Source organism: Desertivirga arenae (assembly GCF_017355785.1).
In the GTDB taxonomy this organism is placed as follows: Bacteria; Bacteroidota; Bacteroidia; order Sphingobacteriales; family Sphingobacteriaceae; genus Desertivirga; species Desertivirga arenae.
Genome location: NZ_JAFEWE010000001.1, coordinates 918,785 through 937,925, shown reverse-complemented (window position 1 = coordinate 937,925; position 19,141 = coordinate 918,785). Strand labels below are relative to the sequence as shown.

17 protein-coding genes are annotated in these 19,141 nt (G+C 39.4%); 11 read left to right on the top strand and 6 right to left on the bottom strand.

Annotated features, from left to right (window positions below; genetic code table 11):
- Window positions 1-40: 40 nt before the first annotated feature.
- Window positions 41-1,069, bottom strand: coding sequence for a universal stress protein (locus tag J4N24_RS03720; protein WP_207532277.1), 1,029 nt, complete (start codon window positions 1,067-1,069; stop codon window positions 41-43).
- A 119-nt stretch (window positions 1,070-1,188) separates the two neighbouring features.
- On the opposite strand from J4N24_RS03720, the gene J4N24_RS03715 reads away from it, so the two are divergent.
- The 5 genes from J4N24_RS03715 to J4N24_RS03695 all read left to right on the top strand — a co-directional run bounded on the left by J4N24_RS03715 (window position 1,189) and on the right by J4N24_RS03695 (window position 5,560).
- Window positions 1,189-1,590, top strand: a complete 402-nt coding sequence (locus tag J4N24_RS03715) for a hypothetical protein (RefSeq protein ID WP_207532276.1) — start codon at window positions 1,189-1,191, stop codon at window positions 1,588-1,590.
- A gap of 107 nt (window positions 1,591-1,697) precedes the next feature.
- Window positions 1,698-2,624 (top strand): universal stress protein, encoded by a 927-nt coding sequence (locus tag J4N24_RS03710; RefSeq protein WP_207532275.1) that lies wholly within the window; start codon window positions 1,698-1,700, stop codon window positions 2,622-2,624.
- 277 nt (window positions 2,625-2,901) lie between these two features.
- Window positions 2,902-3,504 carry a YceI family protein gene (locus tag J4N24_RS03705; RefSeq protein ID WP_207532274.1) on the top strand — a complete coding sequence of 201 codons (603 nt, stop codon included), beginning with the start codon at window positions 2,902-2,904 and terminating at the stop codon, window positions 3,502-3,504.
- A gap of 40 nt (window positions 3,505-3,544) precedes the next feature.
- Window positions 3,545-4,885, top strand: a complete 1,341-nt coding sequence (locus J4N24_RS03700; protein WP_207532273.1) for a hypothetical protein — start codon at window positions 3,545-3,547, stop codon at window positions 4,883-4,885.
- Window positions 4,886-4,954: 69 nt separating this feature from the next.
- The gene (locus J4N24_RS03695) at window positions 4,955-5,560 is read left to right on the top strand and encodes a YceI family protein (protein ID WP_207532272.1); all 606 of its coding nucleotides are present in this window, start codon (window positions 4,955-4,957) and stop codon (window positions 5,558-5,560) included.
- A 10-nt stretch (window positions 5,561-5,570) separates the two neighbouring features.
- On the opposite strand, the gene J4N24_RS03690 is transcribed toward J4N24_RS03695, so the two are convergent.
- The 3 genes from J4N24_RS03690 to gpmI are packed head-to-tail and all read right to left on the bottom strand — an operon-like array spanning window position 5,571 to window position 8,294.
- Window positions 5,571-6,185: a CAP domain-containing protein gene (locus J4N24_RS03690; RefSeq protein ID WP_207532271.1), complete on the bottom strand. Its 615-nt coding sequence runs from the start codon at window positions 6,183-6,185 to the stop codon at window positions 5,571-5,573.
- A 51-nt stretch (window positions 6,186-6,236) separates the two neighbouring features.
- Window positions 6,237-6,773 carry a hypothetical protein gene (locus tag J4N24_RS03685; RefSeq protein WP_207532270.1) on the bottom strand — a complete coding sequence of 179 codons (537 nt, stop codon included), beginning with the start codon at window positions 6,771-6,773 and terminating at the stop codon, window positions 6,237-6,239.
- A 3-nt stretch (window positions 6,774-6,776) separates the two neighbouring features.
- The gene (gene gpmI, locus J4N24_RS03680; protein WP_207532269.1) at window positions 6,777-8,294 is read right to left on the bottom strand and encodes a 2,3-bisphosphoglycerate-independent phosphoglycerate mutase; all 1,518 of its coding nucleotides are present in this window, start codon (window positions 8,292-8,294) and stop codon (window positions 6,777-6,779) included.
- A gap of 271 nt (window positions 8,295-8,565) precedes the next feature.
- Between gpmI and nadC the strand changes: the two genes are divergently transcribed.
- From nadC to J4N24_RS03650, 6 genes are all read left to right on the top strand, one after another.
- A complete protein-coding gene (gene nadC / locus J4N24_RS03675) occupies window positions 8,566-9,420 on the top strand; it encodes a carboxylating nicotinate-nucleotide diphosphorylase (RefSeq protein WP_207532268.1) in 855 nt (284 codons plus the stop codon).
- A gap of 57 nt (window positions 9,421-9,477) precedes the next feature.
- Window positions 9,478-10,125: a glycerol-3-phosphate 1-O-acyltransferase PlsY gene (plsY, locus tag J4N24_RS03670; RefSeq protein WP_207532267.1), complete on the top strand. Its 648-nt coding sequence runs from the start codon at window positions 9,478-9,480 to the stop codon at window positions 10,123-10,125.
- 32 nt (window positions 10,126-10,157) lie between these two features.
- Window positions 10,158-10,943 (top strand): M48 family metallopeptidase, encoded by a 786-nt coding sequence (locus J4N24_RS03665; RefSeq protein ID WP_207532266.1) that lies wholly within the window; start codon window positions 10,158-10,160, stop codon window positions 10,941-10,943.
- Window positions 10,944-11,071: 128 nt separating this feature from the next.
- Window positions 11,072-12,127: a pectate lyase gene (gene pelA / locus J4N24_RS03660; protein WP_242691486.1), complete on the top strand. Its 1,056-nt coding sequence runs from the start codon at window positions 11,072-11,074 to the stop codon at window positions 12,125-12,127.
- Window positions 12,128-12,695: 568 nt separating this feature from the next.
- The gene (locus J4N24_RS03655; RefSeq protein WP_207532265.1) at window positions 12,696-16,592 is read left to right on the top strand and encodes an Ig-like domain-containing protein; all 3,897 of its coding nucleotides are present in this window, start codon (window positions 12,696-12,698) and stop codon (window positions 16,590-16,592) included.
- A gap of 7 nt (window positions 16,593-16,599) precedes the next feature.
- Window positions 16,600-16,818: a hypothetical protein gene (locus J4N24_RS03650; RefSeq protein WP_207532264.1), complete on the top strand. Its 219-nt coding sequence runs from the start codon at window positions 16,600-16,602 to the stop codon at window positions 16,816-16,818.
- Between the two features lie 79 nt (window positions 16,819-16,897).
- On the opposite strand, the gene ychF is transcribed toward J4N24_RS03650, so the two are convergent.
- Window positions 16,898-17,998 (bottom strand): redox-regulated ATPase YchF, encoded by a 1,101-nt coding sequence (gene ychF, locus J4N24_RS03645; RefSeq protein WP_207532263.1) that lies wholly within the window; start codon window positions 17,996-17,998, stop codon window positions 16,898-16,900.
- A 180-nt stretch (window positions 17,999-18,178) separates the two neighbouring features.
- Complete coding sequence (gene speB, locus J4N24_RS03640) at window positions 18,179-19,072, bottom strand: agmatinase (RefSeq protein WP_207532262.1); 894 nt, start codon at window positions 19,070-19,072, stop codon at window positions 18,179-18,181.
- Between the last annotated feature and the right edge of the window lie 69 nt (window positions 19,073-19,141).

Here is a 19,141-nt window from a genome sequence, read left to right as displayed (position 1 = left end):
AGAGATGATTCCCTTCGCCTTTTTCTCTTTTTTGAATGCCTTAAAGCCTGTCCTCGGCTGTCTCGTGCTTTTTTCGATTATTTTTTTCCTTATCTCTATCAGAAAATTCTTTCTTGAAATTAACGGGTTTAAGAACAAGTATTGGAAAATCCGCGTATTGTGCCAGTTGGCTTACCGGATTTGGATGAAGAATAGTATCTAAAAAGGCAGGTGTTTTTAAGATAATCGTTACCAGTTGCATATCATTATTAAGAGCAAAGCTGATTGTACTCTCAACGGCTTGTTCTCCTTGCACATAAGAAAGATTTGGTTCTATAGAGTCAAGTAGTTGATATAAAGCCTTTAAATGTTTGGCTGCTCTTGGGTCAAAATCTTCCGATTCGTTCTGATAAAAAATAGAAGAGATCTTGCTATGTAAAAGGTGAATGAAATTACGGTTATCACGCAGGGAAATAGAAGCAGTTTCATGGAGTTCGCAGGCAAAGACCGCTTTTTGAATGATTTGAAATTCGGTATCGGGCGGAACGATCAATAAGGGGATTTCAGAGATATGAGCAAGTTTGTGCGTATTGCTTCCAATAAAGCTTGTTTTGTCAGAATTTCCCTTGCTACCTAAAACGATCAACCCAACCTCTTTTTCGTCGCTGATCCTCTTAATCGTCTTTTCAAGGCAGCCTTCATCTGTTTTTATTTCGATACGCGTTGTTTTGCTTGCAAATAATTCCAGAAGTCCCTGCATATCGTTTAATCGTTCCAGTGCTTTAATCCAGGGATCCTGAACCTCCGATGCATAGGGGGGAGCAGGATCTTCACAATTATTGAATGAGTGTAATAGTATCACTTTTGCTTCAGGCAATTTATTCGCCAGGTTGACTGCATATTTCGCTGCATTGTATGCAGTATATGAAAAATCGGTAAGTACTAGAATTGAATCCATAGCTCTGATTAGATTAAATGTCTCTATCAAATTTGCCGGAAAATAATAGGAGATAAAATGACTGGTATCATGAGGCTCTGTGACTTTCGGAAGGCCTGGAGTTGCCGAGATCGCCATATTGATATTTATCATTAAGGATCGGCTTATCTGACCAGTTTAGAAGGAATGGTTGACGAAGATCATTTATCGTCGGGTTGTAAGTCATTCAAAAACAGAAGGATCGGTTTTAATTTTGTTTTAAAATGATACTTATGACAACTACTATCGAAGATAAAGAACTGAGCAAGGAACTAAGGGAGCTAACCTTAATAGGAAAAAACTGGCTCTCAGAGCTCGATTTGCTTGAAAAAGATATACGGGTTTTGAAAAAGGGATATATGAAAGCGCTTTCCCGTGTATCGGCAGAAAACAATTCCGAAGAAGCGGATGAAGTATTATTCCTTTTTGATAAAGTATGGAGTATTATGGAAGATGTAAGGATTGAAGCTCAGGCTTATCTTGCATTTGTTGCTACCCTGATAGAGCATCCTGATTCAGTATATAACCTCAGCCTTCTTGAAAATCATTTCAAGATAGAAGTTAAGCTTAAAGATCTTTTGAGAGCATTTAATGCGGTAAAGCAGATGTCAGGCAAATTATATTCCCATTACTAAGGTCTTTTTAAAAATATAAGGATTTGCAAACAATCACAGTTTAAAGTGATGCAAATCATTCGCAGGGTTATTTTTTAGTCTCACTTTTACACTCAAGCAGAACGGATATGAATACCATCCTCGTAGTTACAGACTTCACCATTCGTGCTCAGCAAGCTGCAGAGTTTGCCTTACAGATTGCTATTAAAACCGAAGCAGATCTGGTATTATGCCACGCAATAGAGCTTGCAGACGACGAGGATGAGGCAGAAAGAATTTCCTGGCCCATAGCAGATAATATTGCTTTGAAGCAGGATAGTTTGATGGACCTTCGCGATTTAAGTAAGCATTTAAAGAAGCTTGCACAGCAAAACTTAACATCCTATCAGCCTTCTATTACTTGCGTTAGCGAATTTGGAAAGTTAGCTCCGGTAACAGCAGGTTTGGTAAAGGAAAAAGGTGCAGATCTGGTGGTTATGGGGGCACATAAGTCGACGGGTTTTAACCGTTTTCTAATGGGTAGTCATACTCATGAAGTTTTGGACAAAGTTAACTGTCCTGTACTTTTATTGCCGGAGGGTTTAAGTATGACTGATTTTAGTACGATAACCTACGCTACTGACTTAACTTTCAGTGATACTTTGGTAATCAGTTATCTTGCTAAAATTGCCTCTGCTTTTAAAGCCGAAATCCTTGTAAGCCATATTTCAAGGAAGGGTTTTGAAGGACTGAATTCGGGAAAGATTTTATTAAGAACGTTAAACGAGTTGTATCCGGAGGGGCATCCAAAGATCTCTTATATTAATATTAAGGGGGATAATATTGCTAAATGCCTCACTCAATTAACAACTTCAAGCCGCCCTGGAATTTTAACATTAGTGCACAAAAGGTATGGTTTCCTGCAGGGCCTGTTTCATTCCAGTATTAGTAAAAAAATGGCAGATACAGCAAAAGTGCCACTGTTAGTTATGCCTTATTCATTTAGTGTAAATGTAACTGACCTGACGAACGAGCTAATCGAGCGTTATAGTTACAACACAGATGAACTTAGATAAGTTAATCCTTTCAATACATATTTCTCAAAGTCACCAGCTAGAAGCAGTTCGGATCCCCTCCGAGACTGCTTCTTTTTTTTTATATGGATTAAGATCTTTCACTTACTTGATTAAGATCGTCCCTTCACCTGATCATCGTTTTCTCAATTGTCACATTTTTTTCTATTTAATGTTTAAGATCACATTTTTTGAAAAGTAACATCATTCTGTAGCCCATATAGTCGCCATACCTTTGGAGTATAGAAACAAGCGCAGGTTTCCTTAAACAACAAAAGGTATGAAAGTTTCAAAATTAAACACAGACAAAATCCAAAGATATTCAGTAAGAATTTTAACACTGATTTTAGCTCTTGGTCTAAATGGTTTATTGCAAAATGCAAAAGCTCAAACAGCATTCAAAGCTGTTGCCGGTTCTCAGATTAAAGTAAACGGCACCTCAAATCTACACGATTGGACAATGGCCGCCAGTTCTTTCAATTGTACTGCCACCGCGGTAGTTAAAGGCGATCAGATCCAGGATATTTCTGCTCTAAGCTTCGTGCTACCGGTAACAAATCTAAAGGCTAAAGAAGATCTAATGAATACCAGGGCATATAAAGCTCTTAATCAGGAGAAATACAATCAGATCACCTTCAAGCTGACAGATGCAGCCGTAAGCGGAAAAACAGTAAAAGCAACCGGAAATTTAACCATTTCAGGTGTCACTAATCCAGTAACCCTTCAGGCAAATTACGTAGTGAATGGCGACGAGGTGGTGTTTAAAGGTTCTAAAGTTATCAAGATGAGTGATTTTAAGGTTAAAGCACCAAGTTTTATGATGGGAGCTTTGAAAACTGGCGACGAAGTAACTATCGATCTCGCACTAAAACTTAAAAACTAATAATTACTAACAGAATAAGACAACATAAATTTTTTCAGATATGAAAACTCAATTAACCAGCATTATTAAAACCGCAACTACTGCACTTTTATTAGCAAGTCCAGTATTATTAAATGCTCAAACTAAAGTTGCAAATCTACGTCCCTATGATAAAACTGGTATAAATGTTTTCGAAGCTCCAAAGGATACTAACGCAGTATTTGAGGACTTGAAAGTAAAGGTGGGAGCGGGCTTCACCCAATCTTTCCAAAATTTAAAACACGAGAATACCGCAAATAACCTGTACAAAATTAGTCCAGGATTTAATACAGCTAACGCTAACCTGTTTCTTGATGTCCAACTTGCAGACGGTATTCGTTTAAATCTGACCACTTACCTTTCTTCTCGTCACCACAATGAAACTTGGGTAAAAGGTGGATATATTCAATTCGACAAGCTTCCATTCAAAGGTCAGATCTGGGATGATATCATGAAGGTGACTACGATCAAAGTGGGGCACATGGAGATCAACTACGGTGATCAGCATTTCAGAAGATCTGACGGTGGTCAAACGATCTACAACCCCTTTGTTGAGAACTATATAATGGACGCGTTTGCGACAGAGATCGGCGGTGAGGTTATGGTTAGAAAGAACGGATTGTTTGGTTTGGTAGGAGTAACTAATGGTTTGATCAAAGGAAATATTGACAGCGTTCTTGTTACAAAGGTTAATGGTACTGTTACAGATGACCTTCAACATAAGTATCCTTCAATCTTTGGTAAATTAGGAGTTGATAAACAATTACAGGAAAACCTAAGAGTAAGATTAACTGGATCTTTCTATCATAATGGTGGTGCAGGCGCAGGCGGTAATACCCTTTACGGTGGAGACAGAACAGGATCTAACTACTTTATGGTATTGGAACCAGCTTTGACAGGTACACCTGCTGCAGCTCCAACTTATGCATCTGCTGCCTTCTCTGGAAGATTTAACCCTGGTTTCACTAAGAAAATAACATCTTACCAAGTGAACGGATTTGTGAAAGCTGCAGGTTTGGAGGTTTTTGGAACTTACGAAACATCTAAAGGTAAATCTAATAAAGAGCTTGAATTAAGAACCGCTAATCAGGCTGCTATTGAAGGTGTTTACAGATTTGGAAAAGAAGAAAACCTGTTTGTTGGAGCGCGTTACAACACAGTGAAATCTGAATTACTTGTAGGAACTGCAATTCAGGATGTAAAAGTAAATCGTGTTTCTTTTGGAGCTGGTTGGTTCCTGACAAAAAACATCTTATTAAAAGGTGAATATAGCAAACAAGAATATAAAGACTTTGCAGTAGGAGACATCAGGAACGGTGGTAAATTTGATGGATATGTTATCCAGGCTATCGTTGGATTCTAAGAAAAACTAAAACTAGAAAAAGCAGGTTGCCATGGTAACCTGCTTTTTTTATAGTAGAAAGGAGTAGCCATGTTCCCATTACGTAATTTGTTATTTTTCCTGATCATAGTACTTCCATCTTTTAGTTGGAATACTAATAATTCTCAAGTAACTAAATGGGTTATCATGAAAGGAGGTTCATTAAGAGTAGATGGTAGTACTAATATTAACAAGTTTAATTGTGAGATCACTAATTACTCCAATCCCGACACTATTAACATTTCGAAAAATCCTGATCGAAGTGCATTAAGTATTGCAGGTGATGTGAAGTTGAACGTGCAGAATTTTGACTGCCATAATCCTGTTATGACTGCCGATCTCCGCAAAACTTTAAAAGCAAAACAATATCCTAATCTTATTATTCGATTTCTAAGCCTTAGCAAGTATCCCAACCTTGCTATCAAACAAGATTATGTAAAAGGCCTGGTAAGTATCGAATTAGCGGGAGTTACACGGCGTTTCGAAGTCGATTATAAATTCCTTTCTGGCAAAGAGGATGTTCTGGATCTTATAGGAACCCGGAAAATAAACTTCACCGACTTCAATATCACTCCTCCAAGGAAAATTGGAGGTATGATCCAAACCGATAATGAACTAAGTGTAATGTTCGCACTCAGAGTAAAAGTTATAGATTAAACCTTTCAATCTAGAGCCAGCCTTTCTTCTTTTGGAAAGGGTTCCTTGCGCCAAAGTCTTGTACCCAGTAGTGATTAACTAAAGCTATTCCTACCTCCTTGAAATTAGGGTTCATAAGGTTTCTGCAATGTCCCTCGCTACCTATCCAGCCATTCATCACTTCGCGAATAGATCTTTGTCCCAATGCAATATTTTCACCAATAAAGAAGCTTTTAAACCCGTCATAGGTATACCCAACGGCGAAAACACGGTCTTTAAGTTTGCTTCCGTTCTTGCTTATATGGTCAAAGTATTTATTTCGGTTCATATCTTGTGCGTGACCCAGGGCTGCAATCTCTAACTGATCGTTCCAGATCAACGGGCCAACCGGCGGCATGTAGTCTCCTCCACAATTACAACCTTCAGCTCTTAGTTTGTTTATACGGGAAAGGAATTCTTGCTTAAAGTCTTCTGACGCAACTGTTTTGGTTTTTTCTGAAAGCAAAGGGGTTTTGCTTGTAAAGCTTTCTTTTGCTTTAGAAGTGCTCGTTTTTTTTCCCTTTACGGGAGTTTTTACAGCAGGTGTGGCAACAGAACAAAAGCTGGTAACTAAAATTGATAATATACTTATCAGGAGATATCTCATAATCGCACTAAATCAGATTATGAACGTAAGACGCAAAAAATTATTGGAGGTTTATTTATTTTTTAATAATCCTGATATTTTGTAGGTATTGTTGCCCAGGATTATCACATGTTGCGTCTTTCGGATCTCGTAAAGTGAATCAGGATAATAATGAAGCTCTTCTGTTGTGGAATAGAGCATATTATTCACTTCGTTTCGGATATAGATATGCTTTGCTTTTCCTCGCTGAGCTTTTTCTATCCTTATCCTTCTCGTTCGAAGTTTATTATCCAGGGCAATGTACTCAGTGCCATGAGCAGTGTGAAGTACTCTATAACTCTTGTTCCATGCTGGTTTATTAATGTCAGAGCTACTGAACAGCTCAAATTCTGTCTCCCAGTTTATGTTACCAATTGTTTTTTGCTCTGCTCTGCCATTTTGTAATACTGTCTTTATAACTGTAGCATGTTTGTTCTGTAAGCTCGCAGACTCTGAAGAGAAAAAGCCACTGAGGTCAAAATAAGATTTGACCTCAGTAGCTTCTTGCTTATTCGTACAGCCCGTTAGTAGCAAAAGCAGGCTGATGATATGTATTGACTTTAACCTCATTCCTTAAACAAGCACGTCGCCTGTCATTTTCTCGGGTATTGGTACATTTAATATTTGGAGAACAGTAGGAGCGATATCTCCCAGCTTACCATTGTTGATATGCTTGTAATCTTTATCTATCAATATACAAGGTACCAGGTTGGTAGTGTGCGCTGTATTTGGCGAACCGTCAGCATTGATCATGTAATCTGCATTGCCATGATCTGCAAGAACTATAAATGAATAGCCAAGTTGAAGACCTGTCTCAACCACCTTTTGTAAGCAAGCATCTACAGTTTCTACGGCTTTAACTACAGCCTCAAAAACTCCTGTATGTCCTACCATGTCGGGGTTGGCAAAATTAAGGCAAACGAAGTCGGGCTTTCCTTCTGCAAGCTCCTTACAGATGGCGTCTCTGATTCCTTCAGCGCTCATTTCTGGCTGAAGATCGTAAGTGGCTACTTTAGGTGATGGAACTAAAAGGCGCTTTTCTCCAATAAATTCCTTTTCCCGGCCACCTGAGAAGAAAAAGGTCACGTGAGGATATTTTTCAGTTTCGGCAATACGAACCTGAGTTTTTCCGTGCTTCTCAAGAACTTCCCCTAAGGTTTCTGTTAGATCGTCTTTTCTGAAAACTACCTTAACTCCTTTAAATGATTCGTCATAGGTGGTCATTGTTACATAATGCAAAGCCAGGGGAGTCATTTGCTGCTCAGGAAATTCTTTCTGAGTAAGGGCAACCGTAATTTCGCGACCACGGTCGGTACGGAAGTTGAAACAGATAACCACGTCTCCAGTCTCAATTTTTGCTACTGGCTGGCCATCTTCACCTACTTTAACTACAGGCTTGATAAATTCGTCTGTTACACCTTCTGCATAGGATGCGTCGATCGAGGCGATCAGGTCGGTGGAAGCAGTACCAGTTCCGTTAACCATCAGGTCATACGCTAATTTTACTCTTTCCCAGCGATTATCGCGATCCATTGCATAGTAACGGCCGATTAAAGAAGCAATCTCTGCATTTCCATTAATCTGATTTTGAAGATCTGTAACGAATCCTTTTCCTGAATTGGGATCAGTATCACGACCATCAAGGAATGCATGGATAAATACATTACTAACCTGGTGTGCTTTTGCAGCATCAACAAGTCCGTAGATATGTTTGATATGTGAATGGACTCCTCCGTTAGATACCAGTCCGATCAGGTGTACTTTTTTGTTTTCTGCTTTAGCGTACTCAAACGCTTCTGTTAAAGTTGGGTTGGAAACTAATTCACCGTCGTCAGTAGCTTTATGAATACGCCCCAGTTCCTGGTACACTACCCGGCCAGCGCCTAAGTTCATATGACCAACTTCTGAATTACCCATTTGCCCTTCAGGTAATCCTACAGCCATCCCTGAAGCTTCAAGCTTAGAATTGGGATAGGTGTTTATCAGGCTGTGAAAGAAAGGGGTTTTTGCGTTTTCAATTGCGTTTGATCCATCGGCTTTGCCGTAACCCCATCCGTCTAAAATGATGAGTGCTAATTTTTTATTTTCCACGATCGCAAATATACATTCGAATTATGGCGATGCAAAATGATATAGATCATTAGAACTTACGATGGTAGAGTTTTCAGATATTGTCTTTCTTTCAGCGGCCTTCAAGAAGGCTTCGCTGTTTACGAATTACGATTGAATGGGCAGGTATTGCAGCTTGATTAAAGAAGTTAAGTCTAAAACAACAATCCCAAAACCAGAAGGGCTTTGTTGAGTTTTCATCTCAAATCTAAGTTCTCACATCTCATATCTAATATTTATTTTAGCCGCAGGTATGCAAAACGAAAAAGACTTACTCGATAAATTTATAAAGGACGCCCTGCTTGAGGATATCGGCGACGGTGATCATACTTCATTATCAACAATTCCAGACGGAAAAGAAGGAGAGGCTCAGCTTATTATTAAGGAAGAAGGTGTTTTGGCTGGAGTGGAAGTGGCGTTGGCAATTTTTGAAGCGGTAGATGCCGACCTGGAAGTTGAAGTGTTTATAAATGACGGCGCTGAAGTTAAGGCTAAAGATATCGCGTTGAAAGTAAAAGGAAAAGTATACTCGATCCTGACTGCCGAGCGTCTTGTTTTAAATACCATGCAGCGGATGAGCGGTATCGCCACCACTACTCAACGTATTACAAAAACTCTTGAGGGTACAAATACGAAGGTGCTCGATACCCGCAAAACAACTCCTAACATGCGCTTCCTTGAAAAAGCTGCGGTTAAAATTGGGGGAGGTGTTAATCACCGTTTCGGTCTTTATGATATGATCCTCATTAAGGATAATCATGTGGATTATGCGGGCGGGATTAAGCAGGCACTGACTGCAGCAAAAAATTATATCAAAGAGAAGAATAAAAATATACAGATCGAGATAGAAGTTCGTAACCTAAAGGAGCTTCAGGAAGTAATAGAATGCGGCGAGGTAGATCGTATCCTGCTTGATAATTTTGATTTTGAAACCTTAAGGCAAGCTGTAAAGCTTGTTGATGGAAAATTCGTAACAGAAGCTTCCGGAGGAATAACAGAGCAAAATGTTTTGCAATACGCTCAATGTGGGGTAGATTACGTGTCGATGGGAGCGCTAACGCATTCTGTTAAAAGTTTGGATATGAGCTTAAAAGCCCTAAAAAGTTAATTTTTCAAATTCTTACCTGAATTTGACTTTTCTTTTTTTAGTATACTTGCAAGCTGAATGATATCAATTTACTCGATAGGAGCACTCATCCTGGCATATCTGTGTGGATCAATTCCAAGTGCGGTTTGGATAGGTCAGGCGTTTTATGGAATAGACGTTCGCGAATACGGAAGCGGAAATGCCGGTGCCACAAACACTTTTAGAGTTCTGGGAAAAAAGCCAGGAATTGCGGTCATGGTCATCGATATTGTAAAAGGTTGGACCGCTACAAATCTTGTTTATTTTATCGGGCTTTCAGTTACAGGTCCCCTCCATTCTGTTCAATTTACAAATTATCAGCTCGCTCTTGGCATAACTGCAGTTATGGGCCATTTATTCCCCATTTTTGCCGGCTTTAGAGGAGGTAAAGGTATTGCAACCCTCTGCGGAATGATACTGGCTGTACATTTGCAAGCAGCCCTGATCTGCATAGGAGTTTTCCTTGTGGTGTTACTAGTGTCAAAATATGTCTCTCTGAGCTCTATTAGTGCGGGTTTTGCATTCCCCTTAAGTATAATATTTGTTTTTCATTCGCCACTGCGCTCAATAGTGCTGTATGGAATGTGTATATGTATATTGATTCTGGTTACTCATCAGAAAAACATCGAGCGTTTGCTTAAAGGCAAGGAAAACAGGATAAATCTGTTTCGAAAAAAAACAGCATAAACTGTAAACTGTTAATTGCAAAAACACATTCTATGAGAAAGATAAAAATTTTAGGCACACTTGCGTGCTTTGTTATAATGGAAGCATGCTCTACTGTTCCAATCACCGGACGTAGACAATTAAATCTGGCAAATTCAGATCAGATTCAACAGGAAGCTGCACAAGCCTACCGGCAGTTCCTTTCTGATCCTAAAACTAAAGTAGTTAGCAGTGGTAGCGATGTTCAGAGAGTAAGGACCGTGGGGAACAGAATCGCTCGTGCTATAGAAACATTCCTTTCGCAAAATGGTCAGGCCAACCAGTATAACTTCCAATGGGAGTTCAATGTAGTTCAAAGCAAGGAGATCAATGCCTGGTGTATGCCTGGAGGGAAAGTTGCGGTTTATACCGGAATCCTGCCTGTTACTCAAACCGATGCAGGTTTAGCAACTGTTATGGGCCATGAAATTGCTCATGCTATAGCTCGTCACTCCGAAGAAAGATATTCTCAAACAGCAGGAGCTCAAGCTTTGGGAGGTATTGTTGGAGCAGCAACAGGCTCTCAGACTGTTTCGCAGCTTTACGGTCTTGGAGGTCAGCTAGCTTTGTTAAAATATGGCAGAAATCAGGAATCAGAAGCAGATAGGTTAGGTTTGATCTTTATGGCTATGGCTGGATATAATCCTGAAAGTGCAGTTTCTTTTTGGCAGCGAATGGCTTCTTCTAAAGAAGGAAACGGTGCGCCACCTGAATTTTTAAGTACTCACCCTAGTGATCAAACAAGGATTGCAAACATCCAGAAACGATTACCGGAGGCAAAACAATATTACAAGCCTTAATTGGAGAAAGCTGCAGCAATGCAGCTTTTCTTGTTTAAGATACTTCTTGTACCCGCCGAATGTTCTCAAAATAGAAATCTCAACTATCGCAACTTTCTTGTTTTTCTTACGTTTACAGCTCAGATCATATGATGAGACGTACACGTATTTTTAGTAATTTATTAATTGTATTTGCTTTTTATTTTTCTTCTGCTGCATCAGTTTCTGCCCAGGTTAAGACTGACCCAATAGCAGAGAATATGCTTATCTATCAACGTAGCTATGGGGGATGGCCAAAGGCGATTCACGAGAAAAAGGTCGTGTACGAGGGGGTATTGACCGACGCGCAGAAAAAGGAGGTATTAAGTGGAATTAACGATGAAGACGGGACTTTTGATAACAAAGCTACAAGTCGCGAAATAAGATACCTTGTAAAAGCTTATAAGGAGACCCAGAACCCTGCTTACCTGAAAGCGGCAGAAAAAGGAATTGATTACATCCTCAAAGCACAATATCCTAATGGAGGCTGGCCTCAGTATTTCCCACGTAAAAATTTGTACAGAGGACAGATCACGTACAATGATAATGCGATGATTAACTTGCTTAACGTTCTTCAGGATATTGTTGAAAAAACAAATGATTTTGAAGTTGTTGATGCCCGCTTTACAAGTAAGGCAGCAGAAGCTGTTAATAATGGTGTAAAATGTATTCTTAAAACACAGATTAAAACGAAAGGTAAGTTAACGGCATGGGCTGCACAGTATGATCAAAATACTTTAACCCCTGCTAAAGCAAGAGCATTTGAACCTGCATCTCTCAGCAGTGCTGAGTCGGTTGCTATCGTTCAATTCCTGATGCGTATGCCTAATCCTTCAAATGAAGTGAAGGATGCAATAACGGGCGCTGTAGTTTGGTTTGATCTGGTTAAAATTGCAGGTTACAATACAAAAGATATCGAGGCTCCGGCTATGACTAAAGGTAAAGACCGTATTGTGGTAAAAGATGATGCCTCAACCATCTGGGCAAGGTTTTATGAGTTAGAAACCTTTAAACCAATCTTTATAGGACGCGATGCGGTAGTACGATATGCGCTGGCAGACATTGACGATGAAAGGCGAATGGGATATGCCTGGTATGGCACATGGCCGGCTAAACTTCTGCAGAAGGATTTTCCTAAATGGAAGAAGGCTAACGGGTTGAACTAAAACCCTTATTCTTTGTCGATTTGTTCCCGTATAATATTATGAGAAGTCTCCACAAGTTGGGGACTTTTTTATTTTCAGTCTACTCCTGGAAATATTAATACCGGGACAATTAGATTGCTGGTACAATTTCCCTTTAATTTCTTGAACCTTATCCCCATCTATCCCCCAGAAAGTATTGGCTGGTTCCGTATTGGAATTTCCCAATACGTGGGGTTGAACTCATGCATCCAATATAATTTCACACTGGGTATTTAATTTCTCTTTTTGTTGTTTCTTTTCCGTTGATGTTGGGGAAAAAACTCTCTGTTATTTTGCTTCAATGCTCTCCAGCTACAAAATATCTCACAGTAAAATTCTTTTCATCAGGCTTTTATACGTGAGGAATATAAATGATGTTGCAACATTTTTTCTGGTTAGGTTTTTGTCTTTAATGTTAAAGCTTATGAGCTTTTTCGATTTAGTTTTCTCTTCGTCGAAAATTCCTTGTAGCATAAGTATGGTGAGTAATTAAGGAAGCCTCTCTTATTAGCTTCCAGTTTTTAACGCATTTAACATTAACGCAACTCTCATGGATTCATTAATTCAAAGGATTTTTGTATTCCTATTTATTCTGGGTATAGGCATAGAGAACCTTTCATCTCAAACTGTTTCACCTCCCAAAGTTACAAGTCCTATTAGTTATTGTCTAGGGGCTTCTGCGTCTCCGTTAACCGCTACTGGTTCTAATCTCTTATGGGAAAGTCCCGTTGCATCTTCCGTCGGCCCAGCAATGTCTGCAAACATAATATGGTGCGGAGAAGGTAATAAAACCTTTTTTACTACATCTGTTCCGAATGTTAAATTAATATCAGTAGATATTAATGTCCCGTCATACCAAAGCTTTGGGTCGAACTTAAAATACTCTTTGTATGACAATAATGGGAATGTCTTAAAAACTGTTAATAGCGAAGATGTGACAGCTGTTAATACGGGTAATAGAGCTACTATTACGTTTAATTACTTACTACCTTCTGCTGGTACTTATGCGGTCGCTATTTCAGCCGGAAATGGAGTAAACGCTTATCAGGATAATTATTCTCTAATTACATCAACTTTGATGAATATTACTGGAACAAGTTCGGGGACCAGAGCATTCAGCAATATTCAGTATAGCGGAACTTTATCTTCTTCAGTAGCACCCACACCTGTTACTACTGTTGGAGGAACCTATAACTACTATGTGTCACAGACTGTAAATGGTATCAAAAGTAATACTTCAACAATTTCTGTAATAGTTAATTCAATAGCCTCTCCTGATTTATCTAGTTCTTATAGTTTTTGCCAGGGAACTAGTGTTTCCTCTTCAACTTTTTCAACTTCAACGCTTTTATGGGAGAGTATAATCCGTCCTGTTATTTCGAATGGATCCATTCCTAAGTCTAATTTTTATGTCAGCAGTACTAATGATAGGGGTAAAAAGGTATATTTCAAAACCTATCTCCCCGGCGTTACCCTAACTTCGCTCGATTATTATTTAAGCCCCTATAGTTCTGTATCAGATTTAAGGTTGGGAATTTATGATGGAGATGGAGCCCTGCTAGCTCAGTCTTCTACACTTACAAGCCAAACTTCAGCTGCTGATGCCATAAAGATTACAAACATTTTCAATTACACCATTGATAAAGCTGGCACTTACGGGATTGGTATTGTTTCAGGAACTGGTCACTTCGGAGACATTGCCTCATCTAATGTTTTACCCCTTTCCGAAATTAGTGGAACAGTAAGTTTAACGAGTACAAGTTTCTCTTCACTCTGTTTCGACAATTTAAAGTTTGTGGTTAAAAACGAAGCACTTCCAGCAAGTTCTGTTCCTTATACAAATTTAGGTGGATCATACGAGTACTACGTGTCAAAAGTGGATGGCAACTGTAAAAGTTCTCCGGTTATCGTTGGTGTGAATATAAATGGTATAACCTCTGTAACCCCCGGAACCGCATGCTCGAATGCAAAAGCTACATTAAAGGCAACAGCAACATCGGGATATAGTGTAACATGGTGGGATTCTGCTACAGGCGGCAACCAAGTTGGGTCGGGAACAACCTGGGAAACTCCTGCTTTAACGTCTTCTGATAAAACCTACTATGCTCAAGCAAGTATTAATGGGAAGAATTCATGTACTACCACGAGAACTCCTGTACTCGCATCGCTTGGCGGAATTAAATGGACGGGTGCAAGCGATGGGGCCTCTGGTACTACAAGTAATTGGTCAACCTGTAACGGTAGTGCTGTACCTAATGGTACAACAGATGTAATTATACCTCTTACATCGAATAGTCTCACACTCAATGCGGATCTTCAAGTAAGAAATTTAGTATTGGAAAATAATGTGAAGATTTATTTGAATGATAAAAAGCTTACAGTATCGTCAATTTCCGGTCCAGGAGTAATTGTTGGAAGCCCTAAAAGTGTACTTGAAATTACCGGCACCACAAATGTTAATCTTCGTTTTGATCAAACAACACCTGGTAGTACTAACAGTCTAAGTAAGCTTATTGTAGGCGGAGCGACTGCGGCAAGAGATATCATTTTGGAAAATGAGCTTATATTGTTTGGTAATCTACAGATTGGTGCTAATTCCGAACTAATATCTGATGGCAATTTAACTCTTAAGGCAACAGCAACTACTAATGCTAATATTGGACCCCTGTTAAATGGAGCTCAGGTCTCAGGAAATGTTCATGTACAGGCTTTTTTAACTGGAAGCTCTATCTCTAATAGGAACTTTCGCACTTTAACTTCGCCAGTCTACACTGCAAGTAGTCCGTCAAAGGGATATAAAGTTGCGGGATATAAAAGTACAATGTATGTAACAGGCCCAGGAGGTGAAGTAAATGGTTTTGATGCATCTCCAACTAATGGTAGTACTATTAAGTACTATAACGAACCACAGAAGAATAGTCAAAACCAGTATTTATATCCTGCTAATGCAACAATAGAAGTTATCCCGCAGGGTAAAGGGATCTATTTCTATTTCCGAGGAAAGAAGGATAATTCTAAGGGAAATAAGTTTGTAAAGGTTGGCGGTAGCTATGGCACTCCGGAAGATGTAATAATGGACTACTATGGAATAATTAATAGTGGAAGTATTTCACCAAGTATTACTTATACAAACAACGCAGGAGAAGCTGGCAGTAATGGTTTCAATCTTATTGGTAATCCTTATCCCTCAGTAATTGACTGGGAAAGTTCAGGCATTACGAAAGATGGGCTTGAAACCACTATATGGATTCAAAAGCAGAATGGGCTCTTTGCGGTATATACGCCATCAGTGAGTAATAATGGCGGATCAAGATTTATTTTGCCGGGACAAGGATTTTTTGTGAAGGCCAATAAAGCGAATCCTTCTATTACGTTTTCAGAAAGTGCGAAAGTGCCTGATGTTGCTCCCCCGACACGGCTTATGAGTATTCTTGACGCTCCTTTAATTTCATTCTCTAACGAAAAGGGAAGTTCCATGAAAACAAACTCATCCTCAATAAACAAGGTTAGTATAGCGTTGACAAAAGATGAATATTCAACAGACGAAACAACAATAGTAGTCAAGGATGGCTCATTACCAACGCTAGATGAAAGTGACATTTCATATATGGGAGAGGGCCCAGTAACTTTAACTAGTGTCACGCCTGACAGTAAGTATTTAGCAATAAATTACCTTCCAAAGATATCTGAGCAACAGGAAATACCTCTTTATGCAACAGCCACGGAAAGTGGAAATTATTCCCTTAAGCTCTCCGATCAGAAAGGAATGGATGCTACTACTGTTTTCCTAAAGGATAATTATAACGGAACGGTTACCAATCTCAATACAGATCAACAGTATTCTTTTGATATCGACAAGACAATAGGCAGCACCTATGGCGATCGATTTAAATTAATGTTCATTCCCGCTACTACCCTTCCAATAAAGCTTACCACTTTTACAGGTAAAGCGGTCCCCGGAGGTGTAATTCTACAGTGGGCAACATCTAGTGAGTTAAATAGCAAATATTATGAAATTCAACAATCAGCGAACGGTAAGGAATTTTATACTGTTGGAAAGATCGAAGCTGCTGGTAATTCCTCCACAACTAGGAACTATACTACAACTGATAAGTCACCAATAGCAGGCGTAAACTACTATCGTTTAAAGTCCATAGATATCGATGGTCTTTACACTTATAGTAATGTTATTTCAGCCGATTTTTCATTGATTTCACCGGTAGCCTTGAATATTTATCCCAATCCATCTTCCGAAGTATTCAAAATAGAAACGGTCGAAAGTAAGGCTGATTTGAGATTACGCCTTTTTGATTTAAATGGTAAGGAGATAATACAGGCTGCAGGTCGGGAGCTTGTAGCGTCATCAATAGATAAAGGGATGTATATTTTAGAGGTTCGTACTGCTGAAGATACCCTTATTGGTAATTATAAAGTATTGAAGAATTAGGGTGTTTATGAAGAAATTTTTTTTAGTGTTTTGTTTGATCCTGGCCTTATCGATTGATTCGAGTTCTGGCTTTGATGATCCGGGATTCGGAGGGGTTCCGCCAGATGAATGTGAGGAATTGAATTGTGATGAACGAGGTCCTTTAGACGATCATGTAGTTTGGTTAATAGCAGTCTCCGCAACTTTTGGTATTGCAGTTCTTAGAAACCGAAGTCAAAAAGCATAAGTCATTCTCAAAATTCTTTGAAAATAAAAAAGGCAATTTGAATTCTCAAATTGCCTTTTTTATTTAGATGTAAGCCACCTTACACATTAAATCTAAAGTGCATTATATCCCCATCCTCCACAACATAGGTCTTACCCTCCACGCTCAGCTTTCCAGCTTCTTTACACGCTGCTTCTGAACCGTAGTTAACAAAATCCGCATATTTGATCACCTCTGCACGGATAAAGCCTTTTTCAAAATCTGTGTGAATTACACCTGCTGCTTGCGGAGCAGTAAATCCATTGGTAATTGTCCATGCACGTACTTCCTGAACACCTGCAGTAAAGTAAGTTGCAAGGTTAAGCAGTCTATAAGCTGCGCGAATTAATTTTGCGACGCCAGACTCTTCCAAGCCCAGATCTGCCAGGAACATTTCTCTTTCTTCGTAGCTTTCAAGCTCAGCGATTTCTGATTCTATCTTTGCTGAAATGATCAGCACCTCTGCATTTTCTTCTTTAACCGCTTCTCTTACCTGCTCAACATATGCATTTCCTGTATTTACAGAGGCTTCCTCGACGTTACACACATACAGTACAGGCTTTACGGTAAGAAGGCTAAGGTCGGAAATGAATTCCTGATCCTCTTCACTAATTGGAGCGGTTCTTACCGATTTTCCAGATTCAAGATGTGCTTTTACTATACTTAAAATTTCAAATGTCTTCTTAGCATTCTTATCGCCACCTGTCCTCGCCATTTTTTCCACTTTCTGAATGCGCTTGTCTACCGTATCAAGGTCTTTCAGCTGAAGCTCGGTATCAATGATTTCTTTGTCGCGGATAGGATCAACAGACCCATCTACGTGAACTACGTTTCCGTCATCAAAACAGCGTAATACGTGTATAATGGCATTTGTAGTGCGGATGTTTCCAAGAAACTGATTACCGAGTCCTTCGCCTTTGCTTGCTCCTTTAACCAATCCTGCGATGTCAACGATCTCAATGGTATTAGGAACTACTCTTTGCGGATTTACCAATTCTGCAAGCTTGTTCAACCTTTCGTCAGGTACAGTAATTACCCCAACATTAGGTTCAATTGTACAAAAAGGGAAGTTAGCAGCCTGAGCCTTCGCATTTGATAAACAGTTAAAAAGAGTTGATTTTCCTACGTTGGGCAAGCCAACAATTCCGCATTGTAATGCCATTAATATTCTGTTATTTTTTATGTAAGTCGTTTATTCTAACGGCACATAAAACTACTCCTGCTTCAGCTAGCGTTCGTAACCGTCCAACTAGCAGGCTTTAGTCTTAATGATCTGATCAGAGCCATTAAAATTCGGCTGCAAAGATAGCAATTAATTTAGCTAAAGGGAGGCCGGGCTAACTTACCGTGTTTTCTCTGAAAACTTGTATCCGATCAGTTTATAAACCAGCTTAGCCAGGGTGTATTCTGATAAGATACTGCCATTGATCGGAGCACACTCTACCACATCAAATCCAACTACATTACGTTCGCGGAATACTTTCTTTAAAAGCTCTAAGGTTTCTGTCCAAAATAGGCCATTGGGTTCTGCTGTGCCCACACCTGGCATGATAGAGGGATCAAAACCATCTGCGTCTATGGTGATATAAACATCATTGTCTAAAAAATCAACAATTTCGGATATCCAAAGAGGATTGGCCCGGATCTGATGGGCATAGAATGTATGGATCTTTTCAGAGCTTTTGATTAATTCTGCTTCTTCGCGGCACTGTGCCCTTATCCCTGCCTGGCAAATAGTTAATCCAAGTTCATGGATTCTTGCCATAACAGATGCATGGGAGTACCTGTTATCATTATAGCTATCCCTCAAATCAGAATGAGCATCTATTTGCAGTATGCTTAATCCGGGATACTTCTTTATGAAAGATTTAACAAATCCCAGGGTTACGGTATGCTCTGCCCCTAAGGATACCACGAATTTCCCGTCGTTCAGAAGTTTATCTGTCTCCTGTTCTATTAGTAGAACAGCGTCTGCATCGGTCTTATCTTTAAAAGATATAGCGGGAAGAGTTGCTATACCAAGCTTTTCAACTACCTCTTCATCCAGTTCTTCATCATAACACTCTACATAGGCAGAAGCTTTTATGATAGCCTGCGGACCTTTATGGGAGCCGCTGAGATAAGATGATGTATACTCATAAGGAGCTTGTTGAATGACAACTTTACTTCTTTCGTAAGCATAAAGCCGTTCATCCGGCAAGCCCAGAAAGTTTTTTTCAGAAGGCAGGTATTCCATTTGTTAAAGTTTTAAGCTTAACAAAGAAATGAAGTCAAGGTTCCTTAAAAAAAGAAAACCATCCCGGTT

What these genes read in the sequence shown, in the direction of transcription:
- J4N24_RS03720 (WP_207532277.1), bottom strand. Translation starts at nt 1,069, where the DNA reads ATGATAAATATCAATATGGCGATCTCGGCAACTCCAGGCCTTCCGAAA.
- J4N24_RS03715 (WP_207532276.1), top strand. Translation starts at nt 1,189, where the DNA reads ATGACAACTACTATCGAAGATAAAGAACTGAGCAAGGAACTAAGGGAG.
- J4N24_RS03710 (WP_207532275.1), top strand. Translation starts at nt 1,698, where the DNA reads ATGAATACCATCCTCGTAGTTACAGACTTCACCATTCGTGCTCAGCAA.
- J4N24_RS03705 (WP_207532274.1), top strand. Translation starts at nt 2,902, where the DNA reads ATGAAAGTTTCAAAATTAAACACAGACAAAATCCAAAGATATTCAGTA.
- J4N24_RS03700 (WP_207532273.1), top strand. Translation starts at nt 3,545, where the DNA reads ATGAAAACTCAATTAACCAGCATTATTAAAACCGCAACTACTGCACTT.
- J4N24_RS03695 (WP_207532272.1), top strand. Translation starts at nt 4,955, where the DNA reads ATGTTCCCATTACGTAATTTGTTATTTTTCCTGATCATAGTACTTCCA.
- J4N24_RS03690 (WP_207532271.1), bottom strand. Translation starts at nt 6,185, where the DNA reads ATGAGATATCTCCTGATAAGTATATTATCAATTTTAGTTACCAGCTTT.
- J4N24_RS03685 (WP_207532270.1), bottom strand. Translation starts at nt 6,773, where the DNA reads ATGAGGTTAAAGTCAATACATATCATCAGCCTGCTTTTGCTACTAACG.
- nadC (WP_207532268.1), top strand. Translation starts at nt 8,566, where the DNA reads ATGCAAAACGAAAAAGACTTACTCGATAAATTTATAAAGGACGCCCTG.
- plsY (WP_207532267.1), top strand. Translation starts at nt 9,478, where the DNA reads ATGATATCAATTTACTCGATAGGAGCACTCATCCTGGCATATCTGTGT.
- J4N24_RS03665 (WP_207532266.1), top strand. Translation starts at nt 10,158, where the DNA reads ATGAGAAAGATAAAAATTTTAGGCACACTTGCGTGCTTTGTTATAATG.
- pelA (WP_242691486.1), top strand. Translation starts at nt 11,072, where the DNA reads ATGATGAGACGTACACGTATTTTTAGTAATTTATTAATTGTATTTGCT.
- J4N24_RS03655 (WP_207532265.1), top strand. Translation starts at nt 12,696, where the DNA reads ATGGATTCATTAATTCAAAGGATTTTTGTATTCCTATTTATTCTGGGT.
- J4N24_RS03650 (WP_207532264.1), top strand. Translation starts at nt 16,600, where the DNA reads ATGAAGAAATTTTTTTTAGTGTTTTGTTTGATCCTGGCCTTATCGATT.
- ychF (WP_207532263.1), bottom strand. Translation starts at nt 17,998, where the DNA reads ATGGCATTACAATGCGGAATTGTTGGCTTGCCCAACGTAGGAAAATCA.
- speB (WP_207532262.1), bottom strand. Translation starts at nt 19,072, where the DNA reads ATGGAATACCTGCCTTCTGAAAAAAACTTTCTGGGCTTGCCGGATGAA.